21 protein-coding genes are annotated in these 19496 nt (G+C 64.5%); 12 read left to right on the top strand and 9 right to left on the bottom strand.

Translation table 11 applies throughout. The features are described from left to right. Positions 1–13 precede the first annotated feature (13 nt). From JMJ54_RS14680 to JMJ54_RS14665, 4 genes are all read left to right on the top strand, one after another. On the top strand, positions 14–1264 hold the full coding sequence (locus JMJ54_RS14680; RefSeq protein ID WP_203539308.1) for an ABC transporter substrate-binding protein: 1251 nt from the start codon (positions 14–16) through the stop codon (positions 1262–1264). A 108-nt stretch (positions 1265–1372) separates the two neighbouring features. Further along, positions 1373–2287: a carbohydrate ABC transporter permease gene (locus JMJ54_RS14675; RefSeq protein ID WP_203539307.1), complete on the top strand. Its 915-nt coding sequence runs from the start codon at positions 1373–1375 to the stop codon at positions 2285–2287. Between the two features lie 10 nt (positions 2288–2297). Continuing rightward, positions 2298–3137: a carbohydrate ABC transporter permease gene (locus JMJ54_RS14670; RefSeq protein ID WP_203539306.1), complete on the top strand. Its 840-nt coding sequence runs from the start codon at positions 2298–2300 to the stop codon at positions 3135–3137. A 16-nt stretch (positions 3138–3153) separates the two neighbouring features. Next, positions 3154–4287: an ABC transporter ATP-binding protein gene (locus JMJ54_RS14665; protein ID WP_203539305.1), complete on the top strand. Its 1134-nt coding sequence runs from the start codon at positions 3154–3156 to the stop codon at positions 4285–4287. A gap of 102 nt (positions 4288–4389) precedes the next feature. Here the strand turns inward: JMJ54_RS14665 and JMJ54_RS14660 are convergent, their stop codons facing one another. The 4 genes from JMJ54_RS14660 to JMJ54_RS14645 form a co-directional block, all read right to left on the bottom strand. Further along, the gene (locus tag JMJ54_RS14660) at positions 4390–5148 is read right to left on the bottom strand and encodes a carbon-nitrogen hydrolase family protein (protein WP_203539304.1); all 759 of its coding nucleotides are present in this window, start codon (positions 5146–5148) and stop codon (positions 4390–4392) included. A gap of 12 nt (positions 5149–5160) precedes the next feature. Next, the gene (locus JMJ54_RS14655) at positions 5161–5466 is read right to left on the bottom strand and encodes a hypothetical protein (protein WP_203539303.1); all 306 of its coding nucleotides are present in this window, start codon (positions 5464–5466) and stop codon (positions 5161–5163) included. Further along, a complete protein-coding gene (locus JMJ54_RS14650) occupies positions 5463–5852 on the bottom strand; it encodes a phage holin family protein (protein WP_203539302.1) in 390 nt (129 codons plus the stop codon). The genes JMJ54_RS14655 and JMJ54_RS14650 overlap by 4 nt, the downstream gene beginning before the upstream one ends. A gap of 79 nt (positions 5853–5931) precedes the next feature. Next, the gene (locus JMJ54_RS14645) at positions 5932–6249 is read right to left on the bottom strand and encodes an ElaB/YgaM/YqjD family protein (RefSeq protein WP_203539301.1); all 318 of its coding nucleotides are present in this window, start codon (positions 6247–6249) and stop codon (positions 5932–5934) included. Positions 6250–6445: 196 nt separating this feature from the next. Here JMJ54_RS14645 and JMJ54_RS14640 point away from each other — a divergent pair, with 196 nt between their 5' ends. Then, positions 6446–9268: a valine--tRNA ligase gene (locus JMJ54_RS14640; RefSeq protein WP_203539300.1), complete on the top strand. Its 2823-nt coding sequence runs from the start codon at positions 6446–6448 to the stop codon at positions 9266–9268. 61 nt (positions 9269–9329) lie between these two features. On the opposite strand, the gene JMJ54_RS14635 is transcribed toward JMJ54_RS14640, so the two are convergent. Next, a complete protein-coding gene (locus JMJ54_RS14635) occupies positions 9330–9590 on the bottom strand; it encodes a carbohydrate-binding protein (RefSeq protein ID WP_203539299.1) in 261 nt (86 codons plus the stop codon). A gap of 35 nt (positions 9591–9625) precedes the next feature. Beyond that, a complete protein-coding gene (locus tag JMJ54_RS14630) occupies positions 9626–9928 on the bottom strand; it encodes a hypothetical protein (RefSeq protein WP_203539298.1) in 303 nt (100 codons plus the stop codon). A gap of 289 nt (positions 9929–10217) precedes the next feature. On the opposite strand from JMJ54_RS14630, the gene JMJ54_RS14625 reads away from it, so the two are divergent. Continuing rightward, on the top strand, positions 10218–10712 hold the full coding sequence (locus JMJ54_RS14625) for an outer membrane protein assembly factor BamE (protein ID WP_203539297.1): 495 nt from the start codon (positions 10218–10220) through the stop codon (positions 10710–10712). A 1-nt stretch (position 10713) separates the two neighbouring features. Here the strand turns inward: JMJ54_RS14625 and JMJ54_RS14620 are convergent, their stop codons facing one another. After that, positions 10714–11256 (bottom strand): carbohydrate-binding protein, encoded by a 543-nt coding sequence (locus JMJ54_RS14620; RefSeq protein WP_203539296.1) that lies wholly within the window; start codon positions 11254–11256, stop codon positions 10714–10716. 67 nt (positions 11257–11323) lie between these two features. Then, positions 11324–11617, bottom strand: a complete 294-nt coding sequence (locus tag JMJ54_RS14615) for a hypothetical protein (RefSeq protein ID WP_203539295.1) — start codon at positions 11615–11617, stop codon at positions 11324–11326. 106 nt (positions 11618–11723) lie between these two features. On the opposite strand from JMJ54_RS14615, the gene gcvA reads away from it, so the two are divergent. From gcvA to JMJ54_RS14600, 3 genes are all read left to right on the top strand, one after another. Further along, entirely contained in the window at positions 11724–12647 is a 924-nt protein-coding gene (gene gcvA / locus JMJ54_RS14610) for a transcriptional regulator GcvA (protein ID WP_203539294.1), read from the top strand. Further along, on the top strand, positions 12644–13102 hold the full coding sequence (locus JMJ54_RS14605; RefSeq protein ID WP_203539293.1) for an MEKHLA domain-containing protein: 459 nt from the start codon (positions 12644–12646) through the stop codon (positions 13100–13102). Before gcvA ends, JMJ54_RS14605 begins: the two co-directional genes overlap by 4 nt. Positions 13103–13238: 136 nt before the next feature. Beyond that, positions 13239–13898: a Pr6Pr family membrane protein gene (locus JMJ54_RS14600; protein ID WP_203539292.1), complete on the top strand. Its 660-nt coding sequence runs from the start codon at positions 13239–13241 to the stop codon at positions 13896–13898. Positions 13899–13911: 13 nt separating this feature from the next. On the opposite strand, the gene JMJ54_RS14595 is transcribed toward JMJ54_RS14600, so the two are convergent. After that, positions 13912–15003 carry an AI-2E family transporter gene (locus JMJ54_RS14595; protein WP_203539291.1) on the bottom strand — a complete coding sequence of 364 codons (1092 nt, stop codon included), beginning with the start codon at positions 15001–15003 and terminating at the stop codon, positions 13912–13914. Positions 15004–15236: 233 nt separating this feature from the next. Here JMJ54_RS14595 and JMJ54_RS14590 point away from each other — a divergent pair, with 233 nt between their 5' ends. The 3 genes from JMJ54_RS14590 (at position 15237) to JMJ54_RS19275 (ending at position 19412) form a co-directional block, all read left to right on the top strand. After that, on the top strand, positions 15237–16829 hold the full coding sequence (locus JMJ54_RS14590; RefSeq protein WP_203539290.1) for a methyl-accepting chemotaxis protein: 1593 nt from the start codon (positions 15237–15239) through the stop codon (positions 16827–16829). Positions 16830–16942: 113 nt separating this feature from the next. Then, a complete protein-coding gene (locus JMJ54_RS14585; RefSeq protein ID WP_203539289.1) occupies positions 16943–18610 on the top strand; it encodes a DUF2813 domain-containing protein in 1668 nt (555 codons plus the stop codon). A gap of 136 nt (positions 18611–18746) precedes the next feature. Continuing rightward, positions 18747–19412, top strand: coding sequence for an outer membrane lipoprotein (locus tag JMJ54_RS19275; protein WP_239000114.1), 666 nt, complete (start codon positions 18747–18749; stop codon positions 19410–19412). The last annotated feature ends 84 nt before the right edge of the window (positions 19413–19496 follow it).

The following is a 19496-nucleotide window of genomic DNA, read 5'->3' as shown; positions in this document are numbered from 1 at the left end:
AGGAGGTCGATACATGCAAGGCAACCGCTTCATCCGCACGGCACTCTGTGCCGCGCTGCTCGCCGCCGGCGCTGCACAAGCCGGCAACCTGACCATCGAATCGTGGCGTACTGACGACAAGGCGCTGTGGGAAGACGTGCTGATCCCGGCGTTCAACAAGAAGTACCCGGATGTGAAGGTGAAGTTCGCGCCGACCGCGCCGACCGAGTACGACTCGAGCCTGCAGACCCGCCTGACCGGCGGCACCGCCGGTGACCTGATCACCTGCCGTCCGTTCGACAAGTCGCTCGACCTGTTCAAGAAGGGTTACCTCGAAAGCCTGAACGGCAAGCCCGGCATGCAGAATTTCCCGGAATCGGCCAAGGTGGCTTGGCAGACCGACGACGGCAAGTCCTCGTTCTGCATGCCGATGGGCGCGGTGATGCACGGCTTCCTGTACAACAAGAAGATCTTCACCGAGCTGGGCGTCCAGCCGCCGAAGACCATCGACGAATTCCACAAGGTGCTCGAAGCCGCCAAGAAGGCCGGCAAGGTACCGCTGGCACTGGGTACCGCCGACCAGTGGGAAGCCAACCAGATCGTGTTCACCTCGATCGGTGCGCCGTACTGGAAGGGTGAGGAAGGCCGCAAGGCGCTGATCGCCGGCAAGGCCAAGTTCACCGATCCGCAATTCGTCGCCGCCTGGGACGAAATGAGCAAGTGGGGCCCCTACCTCGCCAAGGGTTACTCGGCCCAGACCTATGCCGACACGCAGAACCTGTTCGCGTCGGGCAAGGCCGCCGTCGTCGCCGTCGGCTCGTGGGACATCTCCTACTACAACCAGAACGCCAAGTTCGAATACGGCGCGTTCCCGCCGCCGGTGCCGAAGGCCGGCGACAAGTGCTACATCTCGGATCATCCGGATATCGGCATGGGCGTGAACCCGAAGTCCAAGAACAAGGACGACGCATACAAGTTCCTGACCTGGCTGGGTTCGCAGGAATTCGCCGACCTGTACACCAACAAGGTCACCGGCTTCTATTCGCTGTCGAACCACCTGATCTCGGTGAAGGATCCGGTTGCCAAGCAGATGCTCGACTGGCGCAAGAGCTGCGCGTCGACGATCCGCCTGAACGCCCAGATCATGAACCGCGGCGAGCCGAACATGGAAAATGAGCTGTGGAACGTCAACAGCCAGGTCCTGAACGGCAAGATGACGCCGAAGGATGCGGCAACCCGCATCCAGACCGGTTTCGCCAAGTGGTACAAGCCGCAACAGAAGTAACTGCAGTTCTTCCTCTGCCATCGACTGTGTAGCTGTTGGGCCGGCCCGGGGTCTAGCCATGACCCTGCCGCCGGCCATTTTTTTGCCCGTTTTCCTCGGAGTGAGGCCATGAAACGCGCCTTTCCCTGGCATATCGCCGTCTTTCTCGCCCCCGCCTTCCTGATCTACACGGCGTTCAGCGCGCTGCCGCTGCTCGATACGCTCAGGCTGGGGTTCTTCACCACGCACGACTCGGGCCACCAGACCTTTGTCGGCCTGGCCAACTACATCAAGCTCCTGACCGACCCGGACTGGTCCGCCGGTTTCTGGAACGCGATGAACAACAACATCAAGTTCTTCCTGATCGTGATGTTCGTGCAGAACCCGATCGCGCTGCTGCTGGCCGCGCTGCTGTCGATGCACGGCGTGCGCGGTGCCAAGGGCTACCAGACGCTGATTTTCCTGCCGACACTGCTGTCGGTGGTGATCATCGGCTTCATCTGGCAACTGATCCTCTCGCCGCTGTGGGGCGTCTCGGAAAAGCTGATGGGCTTCGTCGGACTGGCCGACTACTTCCAGCCCTGGCTCGGTGACGAAAGCAGCGCGCTGATCACGCTGTCGCTGATCTCGGTGTGGCAGTTCGTCGGTGTGCCGATGATGCTGATCTACGCCTCGCTGATCGCGATTCCGGACGAAATCATCGAAGCCGCGCGCATCGAAGGCGCGAGCAGCTGGCACATCTTCTGGACGATCCGCCTGCCGCTGATCCTGCCGACGCTGGGCCTCGTGACGATCCTGACCTTCGTCGGCAATTTCAACGCGTTCGATTTGATCTACGCGGTCAAGGGCGCGATCGCCGGGCCGAACTACAGCACCGACCTGCTGGGCACCTTTTTCTACCGCACCTTCTTCGGCTACCAGAGCCAGATCGGCAGCCCGACCATGGGCGCCGCTGTGGCGACGACGATGTTCCTGATCATCCTCTCCGGGGTCGGCGTCTACTTCTACTTCATCCAGCGCAAGCTGCAGCGCTTTGCCTTCTGAGGAGCCGGCCATGAAACACAAAGTCACCCGCGCGGCCGGCACCGGCTTCACCCATCTGGTGCTCGGCGGCTACACGCTGCTGGCGCTGTTCCCGATCCTTCTGGTGATCATCAACTCGGTCAAAAGCAAGGACGGCATTTTCGACTCGCCGCTGTCGCTGCCGACCGCCGAGACGTGGTCGCTGGTCGGCTTCGAGAAGGTGCTCGCCAAGTCGCCCTTCATCCACTTCTTCGGCAACAGCCTGACGGTGACGCTGGTGTCGCTGGTGCTGATCCTCGTGCTCGGCGCGATGGCGGCGTGGGCATTGTCCGAATACAAGTTCCGCGGCAGCAAGCTGCTGGCGATCTACATGGCCTTCGGCATCATGGTGCCGATCCGCCTCGGCACCGTGTCGATCCTCGAACTCGTGGTCAAGCTCGAACTGACCAACACGCTGACCGCGCTGATCCTCGTTTACGTGGCGCAGGGCCTGCCGCTGGCGATCATGATCCTCGGCGAATTCATCCAGCAGGTGCCGAAGGAACTGAAGGAAGCGGCACGCTGCGACGGCGTTGGCGAGTTCAAGATCTTCTTCCAGATCATCCTGCCACTGATCCGCCCGGCCGTTGCCACCGTCGCCGTGTTCACCATGGTGCCGATCTGGAACGACCTGTGGTTCCCGCTGATCCTCGCCCCCGGCGAAGAGACCCAGACGGTCACGCTCGGCGTGCAGCAGTTCATCGGCCAGTACGTCACCGACTGGAACGCCGTGCTCGCCTCGCTCTCGCTCGCCGTACTGCCTGTCCTCGTCATGTACGTGTTCGCATCGCGTCAACTGATCCGCGGCATCACCGCCGGCGCAGTGAAGTAATCCGGAGTAAACAGCCATGTCCCAAGTTGCACTGAAGAACCTGACCAAATCCTACGACGGCAAGAACAACGTGCTGTCCGGCATCAACCTCGACATCCAGGACGGCGAATTCGTCGTGCTGGTCGGCCCGTCGGGCTGCGGCAAGTCGACACTGCTGCGCATGCTGTCGGGGCTGGAATCGATCAGCGGCGGCGATCTGGAAATCGACCATGCCCGCGTCAACGAACTGCCGCCGGCCGAGCGTGGCATCGCCATGGTGTTCCAGAGCTACGCGCTCTACCCGCACATGAACGTCTACAAGAACATGGCGTTCGGACTGAAGATCGCCGGTGCGAAGAAGGACGAAATCGACCGCCGCATCCGCCACGCCGCCGGCATCCTCAAGATCGACCATCTGCTCGAACGGCTGCCGCGCGAACTCTCCGGCGGCCAGCGCCAGCGCGTCGCCATCGGCCGCGCCATCGTCCGCGAACCCAAGCTGTTCCTGTTCGACGAACCGCTGTCGAACCTCGACGCCGCGCTGCGCGTGCAGACCCGGCTCGAGATCGCCAAGCTGCACAAGGATCTGGCCGCGACCATCGTCTACGTGACCCACGACCAGGTCGAAGCGATGACGCTCGGCGACAAGATCGTCGTGATGCACGACGGCCACATCCAGCAGGCCGGCAGCCCGCTCGAGCTGTACCAGCAGCCGGCCAACCTGTTCGTCGCGACCTTCATCGGCTCGCCGAAAATGAACCTGATCGACGGCATCGTCACCGAAGCCTCGGCCGCCGGCGTCTCGGTCAAGGTCGCCGGCGACCAGATCGTCCGCACCGAAGTCGACGGCAGCGGCATCGCCATCGGCGACAAGGTCAGCGTCGGCATCCGCTCCGAGCACCTGTGGGAAGGCGACGCCGGCAGCGAGCGCTTCCACGGCACCGTCAATCTGGTCGAACACCTCGGCGAAGCCAACTACCTGTATCTGACACTGGAAAACGGACAGGACGTCGTGGTGCGCGGCGACGGCGAACGCGCCGTGCACATCGGCGACACCATCGCCCTGTCGGCCCCGGCTGCGGCCTTCCACGTGTTCAATCGTGACGGCCTTGCGCTGCGCCGGCTGAAACCCGGCAACATGGTTGCGGCGCGGCATCGTACGACGGGCTGATTCATCGGTACCGGCAAACAAAAAGCGCGGCTTCGACCGCGCTTTTTGTTTTACAGATTGCACAGCATGTCGGATTTCGTTTCGTTCAGCCCAACCTGCTCGCTAAGCGTCGACCAAGCGACAGCTCCCCCGCCATTGATCAGCCACCTTGCTTGCAATCACCAGCGCGTTACCTTCGTCTGGCGCGCGCACGACGAGTTCGCCATTGCCGGCCCAAAACGAACTCTTGCCGCCCGAAACGAATCCCCCCGTCGGGCCACCGTGATTCGCCACAAGCACGCCGAAACCATGCGCCAACGCGTGGCTTTTAACCATTTCAGCGTCAACTGCGTAACCAGCCTTACTCCAGAGTACTCCTGCTGCATAAAGCGTTGCACCGGCCGCGGCAGCAGAACGGGCGTGTTCCGGGTGCGTGGTATCCGCACAGATGGCCAACGCCACGCGCGCCTTGTCGATGTCCACACAATGCGAGTCGATCAGCCCAGGCACTGCGAACGTGTCCTCTCCCGGGTGCAAAAACCGTTTGCGGTACACCGTGGTCGACCCGTCAGCATGAAAATTGATACTGCCGATTGAGGGCACCGAGCCAGACTCGGATTCGACGGGTGCGCCAAACGCTATGGTCATCTTTGCGTTCGCGGCAATTTGGCGCAGCGGCTGCAAAAGCTCAGAACAGGGAGTAAGGGTGCATTTGTGCAGAAGCGCAGGCTCGTAGCCGCTCAAAGACAGTTCGGGAAAAATCAGAAAGCTGACCGATTCAGCCGCAGCGGCTCGGGCAAACGCGATATGGGTGGCGACGTTTCGTGAAACGTCGCCAGGAACTGATATCGACTGCGCGGCAGCGATTCGAAGCATCGTCATTGCCGGCGATACCTAACCGCGTTTGAACAACCGCCGTACCAGCAGCGCCACCTTCCACGCGCCGAGTGCAACCGGCAGCATCTGCGCAATGCCGCGTACGCGGTACTTCTTCGAGAACAGTTTGCTTGCCAGCATCAGCACGCCGGCGTTGCCCTGCAGCTTCTTGAAGATCGACAGCCACAGCAGCCCGCGCTTGCCCTGCGCCAGCGGCGCGCGGATTTCGGTCAGGCAGACGGCGATCTGCAAGCGGTGCGTTTCGGCTTCCAGCTGCAGCAACTGCTTGCGGGCCTCGCGGCCCTTGAGGCGCGGATCGCTCATCGCAGGAAATGCTCCTTGTCGCGGCGCAGCTCTTCGATGGTCAGCGCAAACGGGGTCTTGGCGTAGCGTATGCCGCTCCAGGCGAACCACAGGCAGCCGGCCCCGATCAGCAGGAAGGCCAGCACCAGCGCGATCACCGTATAGGCACGCCACGGTTCGGGGACGAGCAGGATGGCACCGAGGGTGATCGCCAGCAGCGCCAGCAACAGCAGGCCGGCGCCAAGCACGCCGAGCACCAGCGTTTTCAGCAGGCGCTCGCGTGCTTCCTCGAGTTCGATCGACAGGATGCCGAGGTGGGCGTGCATCAGCCCCAGCGCGCTGCCGGCCAGCCGTTTGAGGACGTTGGGATGGCCGGAATGGGTGCCGGCCGTTTCGGTATCGCTCATGTGTTGGACACGGGCTCGGAGAAGAGGGACGGGCACGATGCCCGAAACGCCGGCTTGGGTGCAAGCCGGCGAAGTGGATTTAGCGGCGCGACACCAGCAGGCCGAGCAGGAAACCCACACCTGCGGCGACACCCACCGACGTCCACGGATTTTCGTGTACGTATTCGTCGGTCACCTTGGCCGCGACCTTGGCCTTGCCGGCGACAAGACGCTCGGTTTCGACGAGCTTGTCCTTGGCGACCGAGAGGTTGGCGGCGATTTTCGCGCGCAGCGCCCTGCCCTGTTCGGTGCCGTCGCTGGCGACTTCCTTGAGCATGGACTCGGTCTCCGCAAGCACGTTGCGCAGATCGTCGATCAGTTCTTCCTGGTTCAGATTCGCTTCACCATTGCTGGACATTCGCATTACCTCCTGAGAAATGACGGACAAGGACTTCAAATTACCTCATCTCTCATTGTGGCTTACCGGGCGGGAAACCCCAACCGTTACGATTACCCGAGACTGGCCGGGAACTACGGCCCTGCAAGCCGCGCCGACGCACGACGCGCCAGCCTGTATAATTGCCTGTTTTTCACCGATTTTTCGCCGCCCGCCCATGAGCACTGCACTCGACCAACTCGCCAAGAGTTTTGAACCGGCCGCCATCGAAGCCAGCTGGTACCCGCGCTGGGAAAGCGCGAACTACTTCAGCCCGAGCATGGACATGGACGCGCCGTCGTTCTGCATCCAGCTGCCGCCGCCGAACGTCACCGGCACGCTGCACATGGGCCATGCGTTCAACCAGACCATCATGGACGGGCTGACCCGCTACCACCGGATGCGCGGCGACAACACGCTGTGGCTGCCGGGTACCGACCACGCCGGCATCGCAACGCAGATCGTCGTCGAACGCCAGCTCGACGCGCAGGGCATCAGCCGCCACGAGCTCGGCCGCCCGGCCTTCATCGAGAAGGTCTGGGACTGGAAGAAGCAGTCGGGTGACACCATCACCGGCCAGATGCGCCGCATGGGCGCGTCGGTCGACTGGGGCCGCGAGTACTTCACGATGGACGACAAGATGTCGACCTGCGTGAGCGAAGTGTTTGTCCGTCTCTATGAACAGGGCCTGATCTACCGCGGCAAGCGCCTGGTGAACTGGGATCCGGTGCTCGGCACCGCCGTGTCCGACCTCGAAGTGGTCAGCGAGGAAGAAGACGGCCACATGTGGCACATCAAGTACCCGGTGGTCGGCTCGGACGAGTTCATCACCGTCGCGACGACGCGACCGGAAACGCTGCTCGGCGACGTCGCCGTTGCGATCAACCCGGAAGACGAGCGCTACCAGCACCTGCTGGGCAAGCAGCTCGCGCTGCCGCTGACCGGACGTACCATTCCGGTGATCGCCGACGAATACGTCGACAAGGAATTCGGTACCGGCTTCGTCAAGATCACCCCGGCGCACGACTTCAACGACTACCAGGTCGGCAAACGCCACGACACCAGGCTGATCAACGTGATGAGCCTGCAGGCGACCATCCTGCCGAACGCACAGGTGTTCGGTTTCGACGGTTCTGCCCATGACGGCATCGCACTGCCGGCCGCCTACGCCGGCCTGTCGACCCGCGACGCCCGCAAGGCGATACTCGCCGACCTCGAAGCACAGGGCCTGCTGGTCGAAGCGAAGAAGCACAAGCTGATGGTGCCGCGCGGCGATCGCACCGGCACGGTGATCGAGCCGATGCTCACCGACCAGTGGTTCGTCGCGATGAGCAAACCGGACGAGGCGACCGGCAAGAGCATCACCCAGAAGGCGCTCGAAGTCGTCCAGAACGGCGAAGTGCAGTTCGTCCCGGGCGACTGGGTCAATACCTATTACGCGTGGCTCAACAACATCCAGGACTGGTGCATCAGCCGCCAACTGTGGTGGGGCCACCAGATTCCGGCGTGGTACGACGCCGACGGCAAGGTCTACGTCGCCCGCAGCGAAGCGGAAGCGATCGCCCAGGCCGGCGGCAAGCCGGTGACGCGCGACAACGACGTGCTCGACACCTGGTTCTCTTCGGCCCTGGTGCCGTTCTCGAGCATGGGCTGGCCGAACGACACCAACGAGCTGAAGGCCTTCCTGCCCTCCAGCGTGCTGGTCACCGGCTACGACATCATCTTCTTCTGGGTCGCCCGGATGATCATGATGACGACGCACTTCACCGGCAAGGTGCCGTTCACCCACGTCTACGTGCACGGTCTGGTGCGCGACGGCGAGGGCAAGAAGATGTCCAAGTCCGAGGGCAACGTGCTCGATCCGGTCGACCTGATCGACGGCATCGCACTGGCACCGCTGCTGGAAAAGCGCACCACCGGCCTGCGCCGCCCCGAAAAGGCACCGCAAGTCGCCAAGAAGACCGAGAAGGAATTCCCGGACGGCATCCCGGCCTACGGCGTCGATGCGCTGCGCTTCACTTTCGCATCGCTGGCCTCGCTGGGCCGCTCGATCAACTTCGACCAGAAGCGCTGCGAGGGTTACCGCAATTTCTGCAACAAGCTGTGGAACGCGACCCGCTTCGTGCTGATGAATGTCGAAGGCAAGGACTGCGGCCTGCAGGACGGCGCCGAACTCGACTACGGCTTCGCCGACCGCTGGATCATCGGCAAGCTGCAGGAAGCCGAGAAGGCAGTGACGCTGGCGCTCGATACCTTCCGCTTCGACCTCGCCGCGCAGGCGATCTATGAATTCGTCTGGAACGAGTACTGCGACTGGTACCTCGAACTCGCCAAGGTGTCGGTGCAGACCGGCTCCGAAGCCCAGCAGCGTGCCACCCGCCGTACCCTGATCCGCGTGCTCGAAGTGATCCTGCGGCTGGTCCACCCGATCATGCCCTTCATTACCGAAGAGCTGTGGCAGATCGTCGCGCCGCTGGCCGGCAAGAAGGACACCGAATCGCTGATGATCGCCGCGTGGCCGGTCGCCGACGAAAGCAAGATCGACGCCGCGGCCTACGCCGATGTCGACGAGCTGAAGGCCATCGCCTTCGCCGCGCGCAATCTGCGCGGCGAAATGGGTCTGCCGCCGTCGACCAAGGTACCGATGTTCATCGAAGGCGACGCCGCGCTGGCCCGTTTCGGCGACTACCTGAAGTCGCTGGCCAAGCTGTCGGAAGTCAGCGTCGTCGCCAGGCTGCCGGAAGACGACGCCCCGGTCGCCGTTGCCGGTACGACCCGCCTGATGCTCAAGGTCGAAGTCGACAAGGCCGCCGAAACCGCGCGCCTGACCAAGGAAATCGCCAAGACCGAGGACGGTCTCGCCAAGATGACCGCCAAGCTCGAAAAGCCGGGCTACATCGACAAGGCACCGGCGCATCTGGTCGAGAAGGATCGTGCGCAGATCGCAGAGTTGAACGACAAGCTGGCCAAGCTCAAGCAGCAGCTCGCCAAGCTGGCCTGATCGGCACGGCAACAACGAAAAGGGCCCCGATGGGGCCCTTTTTTTCATGGTGCGGCGAGGCTCAGCGGTGATACTGGCCGTCGTCGTAGCGACCGTCATTCCGGTTGCCGTTGAGCGGCTCCCACAACGACGGCGCACGCTGCGGCGTCCAGCCGGCATCGCGGGCGGCGTCATGCGATTGCAGCGCGCGATAGCGCTGGCCGTGATAGCTGACGACTTCGCCACGCGAATAGTGGCGGCCTTCGTGCCACTCCCGCGCCGACGCGGCGAGCGCGGTACAGCTCATCAGCAGCGCGACAAGCAGTTTTCCGGTTCTGGTCATCATCCCGATCCTTTGTCGTGTTGACGGCAGCCGGCTCAGCGGCCTTCGTGATACTGGCCGTCGTCGTAACGGCGCTTCGGATGGTACTGGCCATCGTCGTAGCGACGGTCCGGATGGTACTGACCGTCGTCATAGCGGCGCTTGGGATGGTACTGGCCATCGTCGTAACGCGGATCCGGATGGTACTGACCGTTGTCGCTGACGCGCAGGAAGCCGCCATCGGCCGGCTGCGATACGGCAACCGCGTTGCCCTGCGCCTCATTCCACGTCTGTGCTGACGCAACCATTGTGGTGCCGGCCATCAGCACCACCAGAGCCAGTTTGCTCGTGCGTTTCATTTTGTTTTTCCCTGTTTGCATAAGTTGATTGTTTCAAACAACCAACTCAATCCGCTGTGAACTATGACCGAACGGCCGCGATCCACTGTGAACCGCGTCACAGGGCCGCCCTTGTCGCCATGCAGGCGCCAGAGAAATGCGGGAAAAACTGTCAACTTACGAAAAAATCAATACAGAAATGAAGAAGCAGGAACAAGAAAACGAAATATTGCATTAGCATGGCCGGCTGGGCTGCGCAGCAGCCCGCTTCCCTTGCCCGGCCGTCCCGGCCCCTGTTCAGGAGACCACGATGCTTTACCGCCCCCGCCTTGCCCTGCTTGTCGCCGCCGCCCTGCTTTCAGCCTGCGCCAGCCAGTCCGGCACCACGACCGCGTCGTCCACCAGCGGTGGCAAGACCGCAGCGACGAATTCGGGCAAGGGCGCTGCACAGCAGACGGCGCAACAGGCCGACCCGGCGTCGCCGGGCGGTCGCAAGGTGATGTCCAAGGACGGCACGTTCGAGGGCGAAATCGTCGGCACGCCGGCGAAGAAGAGCAAGTTCGGCAAGCTGCAGATCGGCATGTCGCAGCGCCAGGTCGAAGACCTGATCGGCAACCCGAGCGACACCAAGACCTACACCACCGGCAAGGCCTGGGTGCCGTTCTACTTCGGCAAGGATGCCTACCGCTTCGAGACGTTCTACAAGAAGGAAGGCCGGCTGACCTTCGTCGGCGGCGGCATCTCCGGCACCAGCGGCAAGCTGCTGCGCATCACCGTCGACACCAAGGAAGACGGCTACCAGTAAGTCAGCGCAGCGTGGCGGTGATGTCGAGCCACAGCCCCGGCACCTGCAGCGGGTTCATCCACAGCTCCGCCTCGTTGACCGGCCGGCGCGCCTCGTAGGCCCGGCCGCGATACCACACCCATTCGCCGCCACCGTAGCGGTGGCCGTCGCGCCAGCCGTCCGGACGGCGCCGGCCGTTGTTTTCCCAGTGCCGGCGGCGCCAATCGTCGCTGCGCACGTCCGGACGCCAGCGGCCATCGTCGTAGCGCGGGTCCGGGTGGTACTGGCCATCGTCGTAACGCGGGTTCGGATGATACTGGCCGTCGTCGTAACGGCCGCTATGCTGTCGCCCGACCGGTTGCCACAGCGACGCGGCGTCACGCGGATTCCAGTTGGCGCCCCGATGGGCGTCATGCCCCTGGATCGCCCGGTACTGCTGCCCCTGATAGAAGACGACATCACCCGGGGCATAGTGGCGCCCTTCGCGCCACGAGTCGGCCGTGGCCAGCGCCGCAGCGCCGGCCAGTATCAGTGCAAGCAGGGAATGGGTCAGACCTTGTTTCACGATCGCGCGTCCAGGCAGGGGAATGCCGCCATCGTGCCAGTCCGGCCGGCTGGCCGCTGTGATCCGGTTAACGCGCCATGACGGGACGGTAGCCAAAAATGGCGCGTATCCAGCGGCGAACACTGGCCCAGCTGCGCCGCAGGCGGCTGTCCGAACAGGCGGCACGCCAGGACAGATCCGAAGGCTGCAGCGCCTCGAGCACCATGGCACCACCGCTGAGGCGATCGCCCGCTCCCAGCAGGATGTCCCGTCCTTTCTCATCGGTCGCCCAGACGACGCCGGAACCGATGGTGAGCTCCAATACATGAATCCGGATCACTTCTCCGGAAGCGAGCCTGCGATGCAGCCGATCGTCTGCCATGATGCACCTTCCTTTGGCACTGCTTGCGCCGATTCCGTTGTCATGCAAGGATTCTGGCTCGGGCACCGTCGCGCCACAAACGACCACTTTTCACCGAAATCGTGAAATGAATTCACCATTCAAATCACCCGGAAAACTGCCCTCGCTGCCGGCGCTGCGCGCGTTCGAAGCAGCGGCACGGCACGGCCACTTCGGTCGCGCCGCCGACGAGCTGTTCGTCACGCATGGTGCAGTAAGCCATCAGATTCGCGCGCTGGAAGACACGCTCGGTTTTGCGCTGTTCAGCCGCGACGGCCGCGGGGTCAAGCTCACCGCCGAAGGCCGGCAGCTGGCCGAGACGCTGAACGCCAGCCTCTGCCGCGTCGGCGAAACGATTGCCGAGCTGCAGCACGAGCGCAACCGGCCGCGCGTGGTGCTGACCTGCCTGCCCTCGTTCGCCGCCAAATGGCTGACGCCAAGGCTCGGGCGCTTCATCAATCGCCATCCCGAAATCGAGGTCTGGATCCGCTCGACCAAGGCGCGCGAGGATCTGGCCGCCGAAGGTATCGACCTCGGCCTGCGTGTCGGTGCCGGCGACTGGCCCGGCCTGTATCTCGAGCCGCTGATGCGCGATGCGTTCGTGGTCGTCGCCAGCCCGCAGCTGGCCGGCGGCCTGCCGGCAAGCCCCGCCGATCTCGCGCGCTGGCCCTTGCTGCGCTCGTCGATCGAGCCGTGGACCCACTGGTTTGTCGAAGCCGGGCTGGATTGGCCCGAGCCGCAGAACGGGCTGGTCTTTACCGACTCCGGCCTGCTGGTGCAGGCGGCGCTCGACGCGCAGGGCATCGCGCTCGCACGGGAAGTGCTGGTGCATGACGATCTGGCTGCGGGCCGACTGGTGCAGGTGTTCCCGACCAAGCTGCCGATGCCCGGCGCCTACTGGCTGCTGTCGCCGTCACCGCCGCCCTATCGCCCCGCCGTCGCGACCTTTGTCGACTGGCTGCGCGAGGAAGTCGCGCACTCGGGCTACGCCTATGGAGAATCCCCGACGTGATCGTCACGCCCCACTCCGCGGATTTTGCCGCCCTGCTCTGCGCCAGCCACCGGCGGCTGACCGGTCACGATCTGGTCGACCCGGCCTTGCCGCCATCCGATGCGGCGCGCTGGCTGTACGACGCCGCACCGTTCTGCGTACTGGCGCACGACACGCAGGCCGACCCGTGCTTCATTTACGCGAACCTCGCGGCACAGACCTGTTTCGAGTACGACTGGGACGAATTCATCGGGCTGCCGTCGCGGCTGTCGGCCGAAGCCCCGAATCGCGACGAACGCGACCGGCTGCTCGCCGATGTCGCCCGTCAGGGCTACGCCAGCGGCTATCGCGGCCTGCGCATTGCCAAATCGGGCCGGCGGTTCTGGATAGAGGACGTCACCGTGTGGAATCTGGTCGATGCGGCCGGCCTCCGCCTCGGGCAGGCAGCCACGTACCGGCGCATTACGCCCGCCTGAGCGGGCGGAGACAGGACAGACCGGCAGTCGGTCGATCCGGCTTGCGGCTCGCCGCCACCGGCAATCGGCGCTAAGACGGTAGAACCGGTGCGGTATCGCCCCCCGCTTGCCGCGCCGAAGAAACCGAACACGCCGAATGACCCGCCCCTCGTCCACGGCCCGATCACGGGCCAACCGCCTTGAACTGCTGTTGGGGCTGACAGCATGGTTTGCCGTGCTCGCGCGACTGGGGCTGACGGTGTCGGCCGAGCTGGCGCAGGGGCACACGCTGCTTGCCGCGCTATCGCGTTTCTTCGATTTCTTCACCAACCTGAGCATGCTGCTGCTAGCACTGGTGCTGACGGCGGCCTGGCTCGGACCGCAAGGGCGGCTGGCCCGCTGGCTGTGGCGGCCCGGTGTCCGCGCGGCCAGCCTCGTCTACGTGCTGGTCGTTGCGGTTACCTATGAAGTGTTGCTGCGGCACCTGTGGGCGCCGCGCGGACTGGAATTCGTCGTCGATCTGCTGCTGCACGACGTCCTGCCCGCCGCCTATCTCTGCTACTGGCTCGGCTATGCACCGGCCGGAACGCTACGCTGGCGCGATGCGTTCCGCTGGCTGATCTGGCCGGTGGCCTACTTCGGCTACGTGCTGATCCGGGGCGGATTGCTGGCCCACTATCCTTACCCTTTCTTCAACGTCGCAAGCTACGGCTACGGCCCGGTTCTGTGGAACGCGGCGGCGTTCGCATTCGCGTTCGCCGCAACCGGCTTGCTGATCGTCGCGCTCGACCACCGGCTGGCGCCGCAGCCGGCCTAGGCCGGACTGGCACTCACGACGCCGTATCGTTTGCCTTGGCGTCCTGTTCAGCTTCTTCCTCGATCTGTCGCGCCGCCCAGTTGTGCAGCAGCGCGTAGCTGACCGCCAACAGGGTCGGGCCGAGGAATACGCCGAGTACCCCCCAGGCCAGCGCACCACCGAGCACGCCGACAAGGATCAGCACGAAGGGCAGATTGCTTTCCTTGCCGATGAAGAGCGGCTTGACGACGTTGTCGGCCATGCTGACGACCGCGACCATCCAGATGCCGAGAAACACCGCCCAACCGGTATCGCCCTGCTGGTACAGCCAGAACGCCACCGGCAGGCCCAGCAGGCTCGGGCCGCCCGGAATCAGCGACAGGAAGCAGCTGACCAGGCCGAAGGCCGCAGCGTTCTCGACGCCGACCAGCCAGTAACCGAACCACGCCAGCGCGCCCTGGACCAGTGCAGTACCGATGAAGCCGTAGACAACGCCGCGCACGGTACCCGCGGCGATCATCAGCAACTCCTCGGCGCGCTTGCCGCCGATCTTGTTCAGCACGCGAATGAACCAGCGGACGATCTCGTGACCACCGACATAAAAGAAGAACGCGAACGCCAGGCTCATCAGCATCAGCATCAGTCCGCTGCCGATAGCCTTGCCGAACAGCAGCAGCACGCTGCCGATGGGCTTGAGCCACTCCTTCAGGCGATTGACGACTTCCGGATCACCCTGCGCCAGTGCGTTCCAGAACTCGGACACCTTCGGACCGAACCAGGGCAGCGAGGTCAGGAAATGCGGCAATGGCGGCAGCCCGGCCTCGATGTGCGATTGCAGCCAGTGCGAAATGCCGTCGATATTGCCCGCCAGTTCGACCCCGGCGATCACCAAAGGCACCACGACCACCAGCGCAAATGTCCCCACCAGCAGCAAAGCCGGCAGCAAACGGTTGCCGCGCATCCACTTCGACAGCAATGAGTAAGGTTTCCAGCTTGCGTAGACCAGAATCCCGGCCCAGACGAGCGCCGCAATGAACGGTGCGAGGATCTGGTACGACAAGGCCAGCAGAAGCACCACGGCGCACGTGGCGATCGCAGGCTCGACCCAAGAATTTTTTGTTTTCATACAACCCCTTGTGATGTATTCCGGCCTTCGCGGATCGACGAATCCGGCGAATGGCGCCCCGCGTTTTCGCGCGCCCGGTACGCGGCCATTGTTGCGCTGCAGCCACGCGAAAAAGACCAATGGTCTGCAATTGATCCAAATAAGCTTTTTCTGATTTATTTCACGGTATGCTTACAGCGTTTTCGTCGTTTCAAACGGAGTACTCGATGACTTTGCGTCTAAAAGCTTGGAGCTTGTCAGCTCTGGTCCTGGTCGCGCTGCTCGGCGTCATGTTCGCCGGCCTGTTCACCATGCGTCATGCAGCCAACCTCGACAACCGCGCCCGCATCGAACAGCTGATGAAGAGCACTTACAACACGATCGCCCAGCTGGAAAGCGCTGCGGCGAGCGGCATGATCAGCGACGACGAAGCCAAGAAAATCGCCACGCAGATTCTGCGCGAGAACAAATACCACAAATCCGAGTACGTTTATGTCACCGACGATAAATTGACTTTCGTTGCAACGCCGCTCGACCCGCAGCTGCACGGCACCAGTTTCAACGAGTTCAAGGATGCGCAGGGCAAGAGCGTCGGTGCGATCGCCACTGCAGCGCTCGACCAGTCCGGCGGCGCGCTGACGCAGTATCCGTGGACCAGCGAACGCGAAGGCAAGGTTGTCGACCTCGTCTCGGTCGCGCAGCGCACGCCGCGCTGGCACTGGATCGTCGGTACCGGCGTCAGCTCGGCCGAAGCCGATGCGCGCTTCTGGGCCAGCGCCCGCTGGCAGGTCATCGTCTGCCTGATCGTCGCCGGTCTGGTCGCCGCGCTGATGCTCGCTGCTGTGGCCCGTCTGCTGCGCGATCTCGGTGGCGAACCCGGCGAAGTCCTCAAGCTGGTGCAACGCGTTGCCGATGGCGACCTCGCTGCCGGTCAGACGACCCGCAACGTCGCGCCGAACAGCATTTACGGCTCGGTGCTGAAAATGCGCGACGCGCTGCGTGGCGTGATGCAGGAACTGCAGTCGGCCGTCGGCACGCTGCACCGGACCAGCGACGACATCGTCGGCAAGGCCGAAGGCAGCAACCGTCTGGTCGAGGCACAGGGCGACGCCGCCCGCCGCATTGCCCAGACCGCGGAGCGCTTCGCCGAGCAGACCCAGAGCGCCGAAGCCGAAGCCGACACCGCACGCCGTCAGAGCGAATCGGCCACCGGCATTTCGGCCAAGGGCCAGCAGGTAATTTCGGCCGCCGTGGCGCGGCTGACCGAAACCGAGCAATCGGTCGGCGATACGCAAACCAGCATCGATGACCTCGCCGCCCGCGTCGGCAGCATCTCGGCCGTGATCGCGGTGATCCGCGACGTCGCCGACCAGACCAACCTGCTGGCGCTGAACGCCGCAATCGAAGCGGCCCGCGCCGGCGAACAGGGCCGCGGCTTTGCGGTGGTTGCCGACGAAGTCCGCAAGCTCGCCGAACGCACCAGCACCGCGACGCAGGAAATCGGCAACACCATCAACGCCGTGCAGACCAGCAGCCAGACCGCCAAGACCCGGATGGACGACATGGTCGAACAGCTGAAGGAAGGCATTCGCCAGGCCAAGGAAGGCGGCGAGGCGGTCAAGGCGATCCGCGCCGAGACCGAGGCAACCGCCCAGGTCGTCGACGGCATCGGCCGCACGCTGGCCGATCAGGTCGGCGCCAGCCGGGCCATCCGCAACGACGTCGACGAAGTCGCCCAATCGTCGAACGGCACGCTGGCCGCAGCGCGCGGCACTGTCGACGCGGCGCAGTCGATCAAGTCGGTATCCGACCAGTTGGCCGGACAGATCCGCCGCTTCAAGCTCTGATAACAAGCTAGAACAACAATCCCGCTCAGCCCGGCGCAAGCCGGGCTTTTTTACGCCCCCGTTGCCGCAGGCGGCGTGGCGCGCCATGCTTGAGGCTGCACACGGAGCCATGCATGCGTCTCATCCACCTGCAGGTCGACAATTTCCGCGGCATCAGCCGCATCGCACTGTCGCTCGAAGCCGACCGGACGGTGCTGTTCGGCGAAAACAACTGGGGCAAGACCAGCCTGATCGAAGCGCTGGCCCGCTGCCTCGGCCCCGGTGCCGCCGCCGGTGCGCGTTTCGACGTCGACGACTTCCACCATGACGCCACCGGCGTGGCCGCCAAATGGCTGGCCATCACGCTGACCTTCGGCGACGACGAACCCCAGCCACTGCCCCTGTCGCCCCGGCTGACCTCGCTGGCCTGGCGTGACCGCAAGCGCCGCTGGCGGCTCAGCCTGCGCATCGCTGCGCACCGCAACGGCGACGGCAACAACGTCGTGGTCCGGCGCGAACTGCTCGGCCCGGCCGGGAAGGTCCGCCGCCATCCGGAGGCGGATGCGCTGGCCTGCGAACTGGTCGAACGCCACCCCGTGCTGCGCTTGCGCGAGTTGCAGTTGTCGCAATGGCTGGCCCAGCCGCCGCACGACGTCGCCCCGATTGCACTCGACAACGGCGAAGCGCCGGCCGAGACCGTCCAGCGCACGTTCGAGGCGCTCCTGCAGCAGCCGCACAAGGTCGGCCCGGGCGTGCTGCAACAGGGCATCGCCGCGATGCGCGAACTGCTGTGGCGCCATGCCGACCGCCTGCACCAGCCATCGGTGCAAAGGCTCGCCGAAGACATTGCCGCTGCGCCGGTCACGTTCCGCGACCATGCGAGCCTGCTGGACATCGCCAACCGCGCGGGCAGCAGCACCCAGCAGCTCGCGCTGCTGTTTCTGCTCGGCTCCCTGCTCGAAGCGCGCGGCCCCAGCGGACTGCACGACGGCGAAATGCCCTTGCTGCTGGTCGAGGACCCGGAAACGCATCTGCATCCGACCCAGCTGATCCAGCTGTGGGGACTGGTCGAACAACTGCCGGTCCAGAAGCTGGTCACCACCAACAGCGGAGAGCTGCTGGCCAGCTTCCCACATCACAGCCTGCGCCGGCTGGTGCGCGGCGACGACAAGGTGTTCGTCTACCAGCTGGGCCGCGACGCACTGTCGCGGCAGGATGCGCGCAAGGTGGGATTCCATGTCCGCGCCAACCGCCCGAACAGCCTGTTCGCGCGGACCTGGCTGCTGGTCGAAGGCGAAACGGAATTCTGGCTGCTGCCGGAGCTGGCGCGCCGCTACGGCGTCAACCTCGGCGCGCTCGGCATCCGCAGCGTCGAATTCGCCCAGGCCGGGCTGGCGCCGCTGATCAAGTTCGCCGATGCGTTCGGCATCCGCTGGCACCTGATCACCGACGGCGACGACGCAGGCCGGATGTATGCGAACAAGACGCGGGCGCTGCTGCACGGCCGCGACGAAGCCCGCCATCTGACCGTCCTGCCCTCGCGCGACATCGAACACTATCTGTTCGAGAACGGTTTCGACGATGTTTACCGCGAGGCCGCGCACTGGACGCGCGGCCCGCTCCCCGACACCGCCGAACTGATCCACCGGGCGATCCGTCGCGAAGCCAAACCGGGTATGGCACTGGCGATCGCCGAAGCCGCCGAACAGCGCGGCAAGGCCAGCATTCCGCCGCTGCTGGCACGGCTGTTCGACACGCTGGCCGAACTGGCTCAGGACGAGGACGCGCGCGAAACGCGGTGATGCCGGCATCAGTCACGCGATGCCGGCATGCGTTGACATCGGGTGAAAAGTGCCGGGCCGGACTGTGGGCAGGGTCACTGACGCTAGACTGGGCGCTACTGCATCATCGGTGCACAACCCACAGGAGACTGTCCGTATGTCGAACGCCCCGAAAACACACCCGGCGTTTCTCGCCGCCGCCGGTGCGGTCATCGTCGCCGCCGGCGTCGTCACGGCCAAGATGCTGGGCTGGATCGGTGCCGCTCCGGCTCCGGTGGCCAGCGAACCGGTCATGATCATCGCCAGCCAGCCAGCCGTCGCTTCGGTCCCGGCAACACTGGCGCCGGTGGTCACACCCGAACCCACCGCGACGCCGGTACCGACACCCGCCCCGACGCCCAAGCCGACGCCGCATCCGAAACCCAAGCCGAAGCCGACGCCGCGTCCGCAGGAACAGGCCGAATCCCGTCCGGCCCCGGCCCCCCAGGTCTGCGCCAGCTGCGGCCGCGTCGTCGCGATCCAGACGCACGAGGAAGCCGGCCAGGCCAGTGGCGGCGGCGCCGTTGCCGGCGCAGCCGTCGGCGGTGTGGTCGGTCACCAGATCGGCAGCGGTCGCGGCAATACGGCGGCCACGATCGTCGGCGCCCTCGGCGGTGCGCTGGCCGGCCACCAGATCGAAAAACAGGTCCGCAAGACCGTGGTTTACGACGTCGTTGTTTCGTTCGAGGACGGCAGCCAGCGCACCTACAGCTACCCGCAGCAGCCCTCATTCGCCACCGGCGACCGGGTCCGCGATGCAGGTGGCCAGTTGGTCGCCAACTAAGCCGGAACGCCTCCGCCCTGCAGGGGCGTTTTCATTACGTCTTATCCGTCAATGGCTTACATTGACATATCGACCTCCAACCTC

Origin of the sequence: Jeongeupia naejangsanensis, assembly GCF_016865585.1 — a bacterium.
In the GTDB taxonomy this organism is placed as follows: domain Bacteria; phylum Pseudomonadota; class Gammaproteobacteria; order Burkholderiales; family Chitinibacteraceae; genus Jeongeupia; species Jeongeupia naejangsanensis.
The sequence above is the reverse complement of the archived record's forward strand: the minus strand, read 5'-3'. Positions and strand labels throughout refer to the sequence as shown.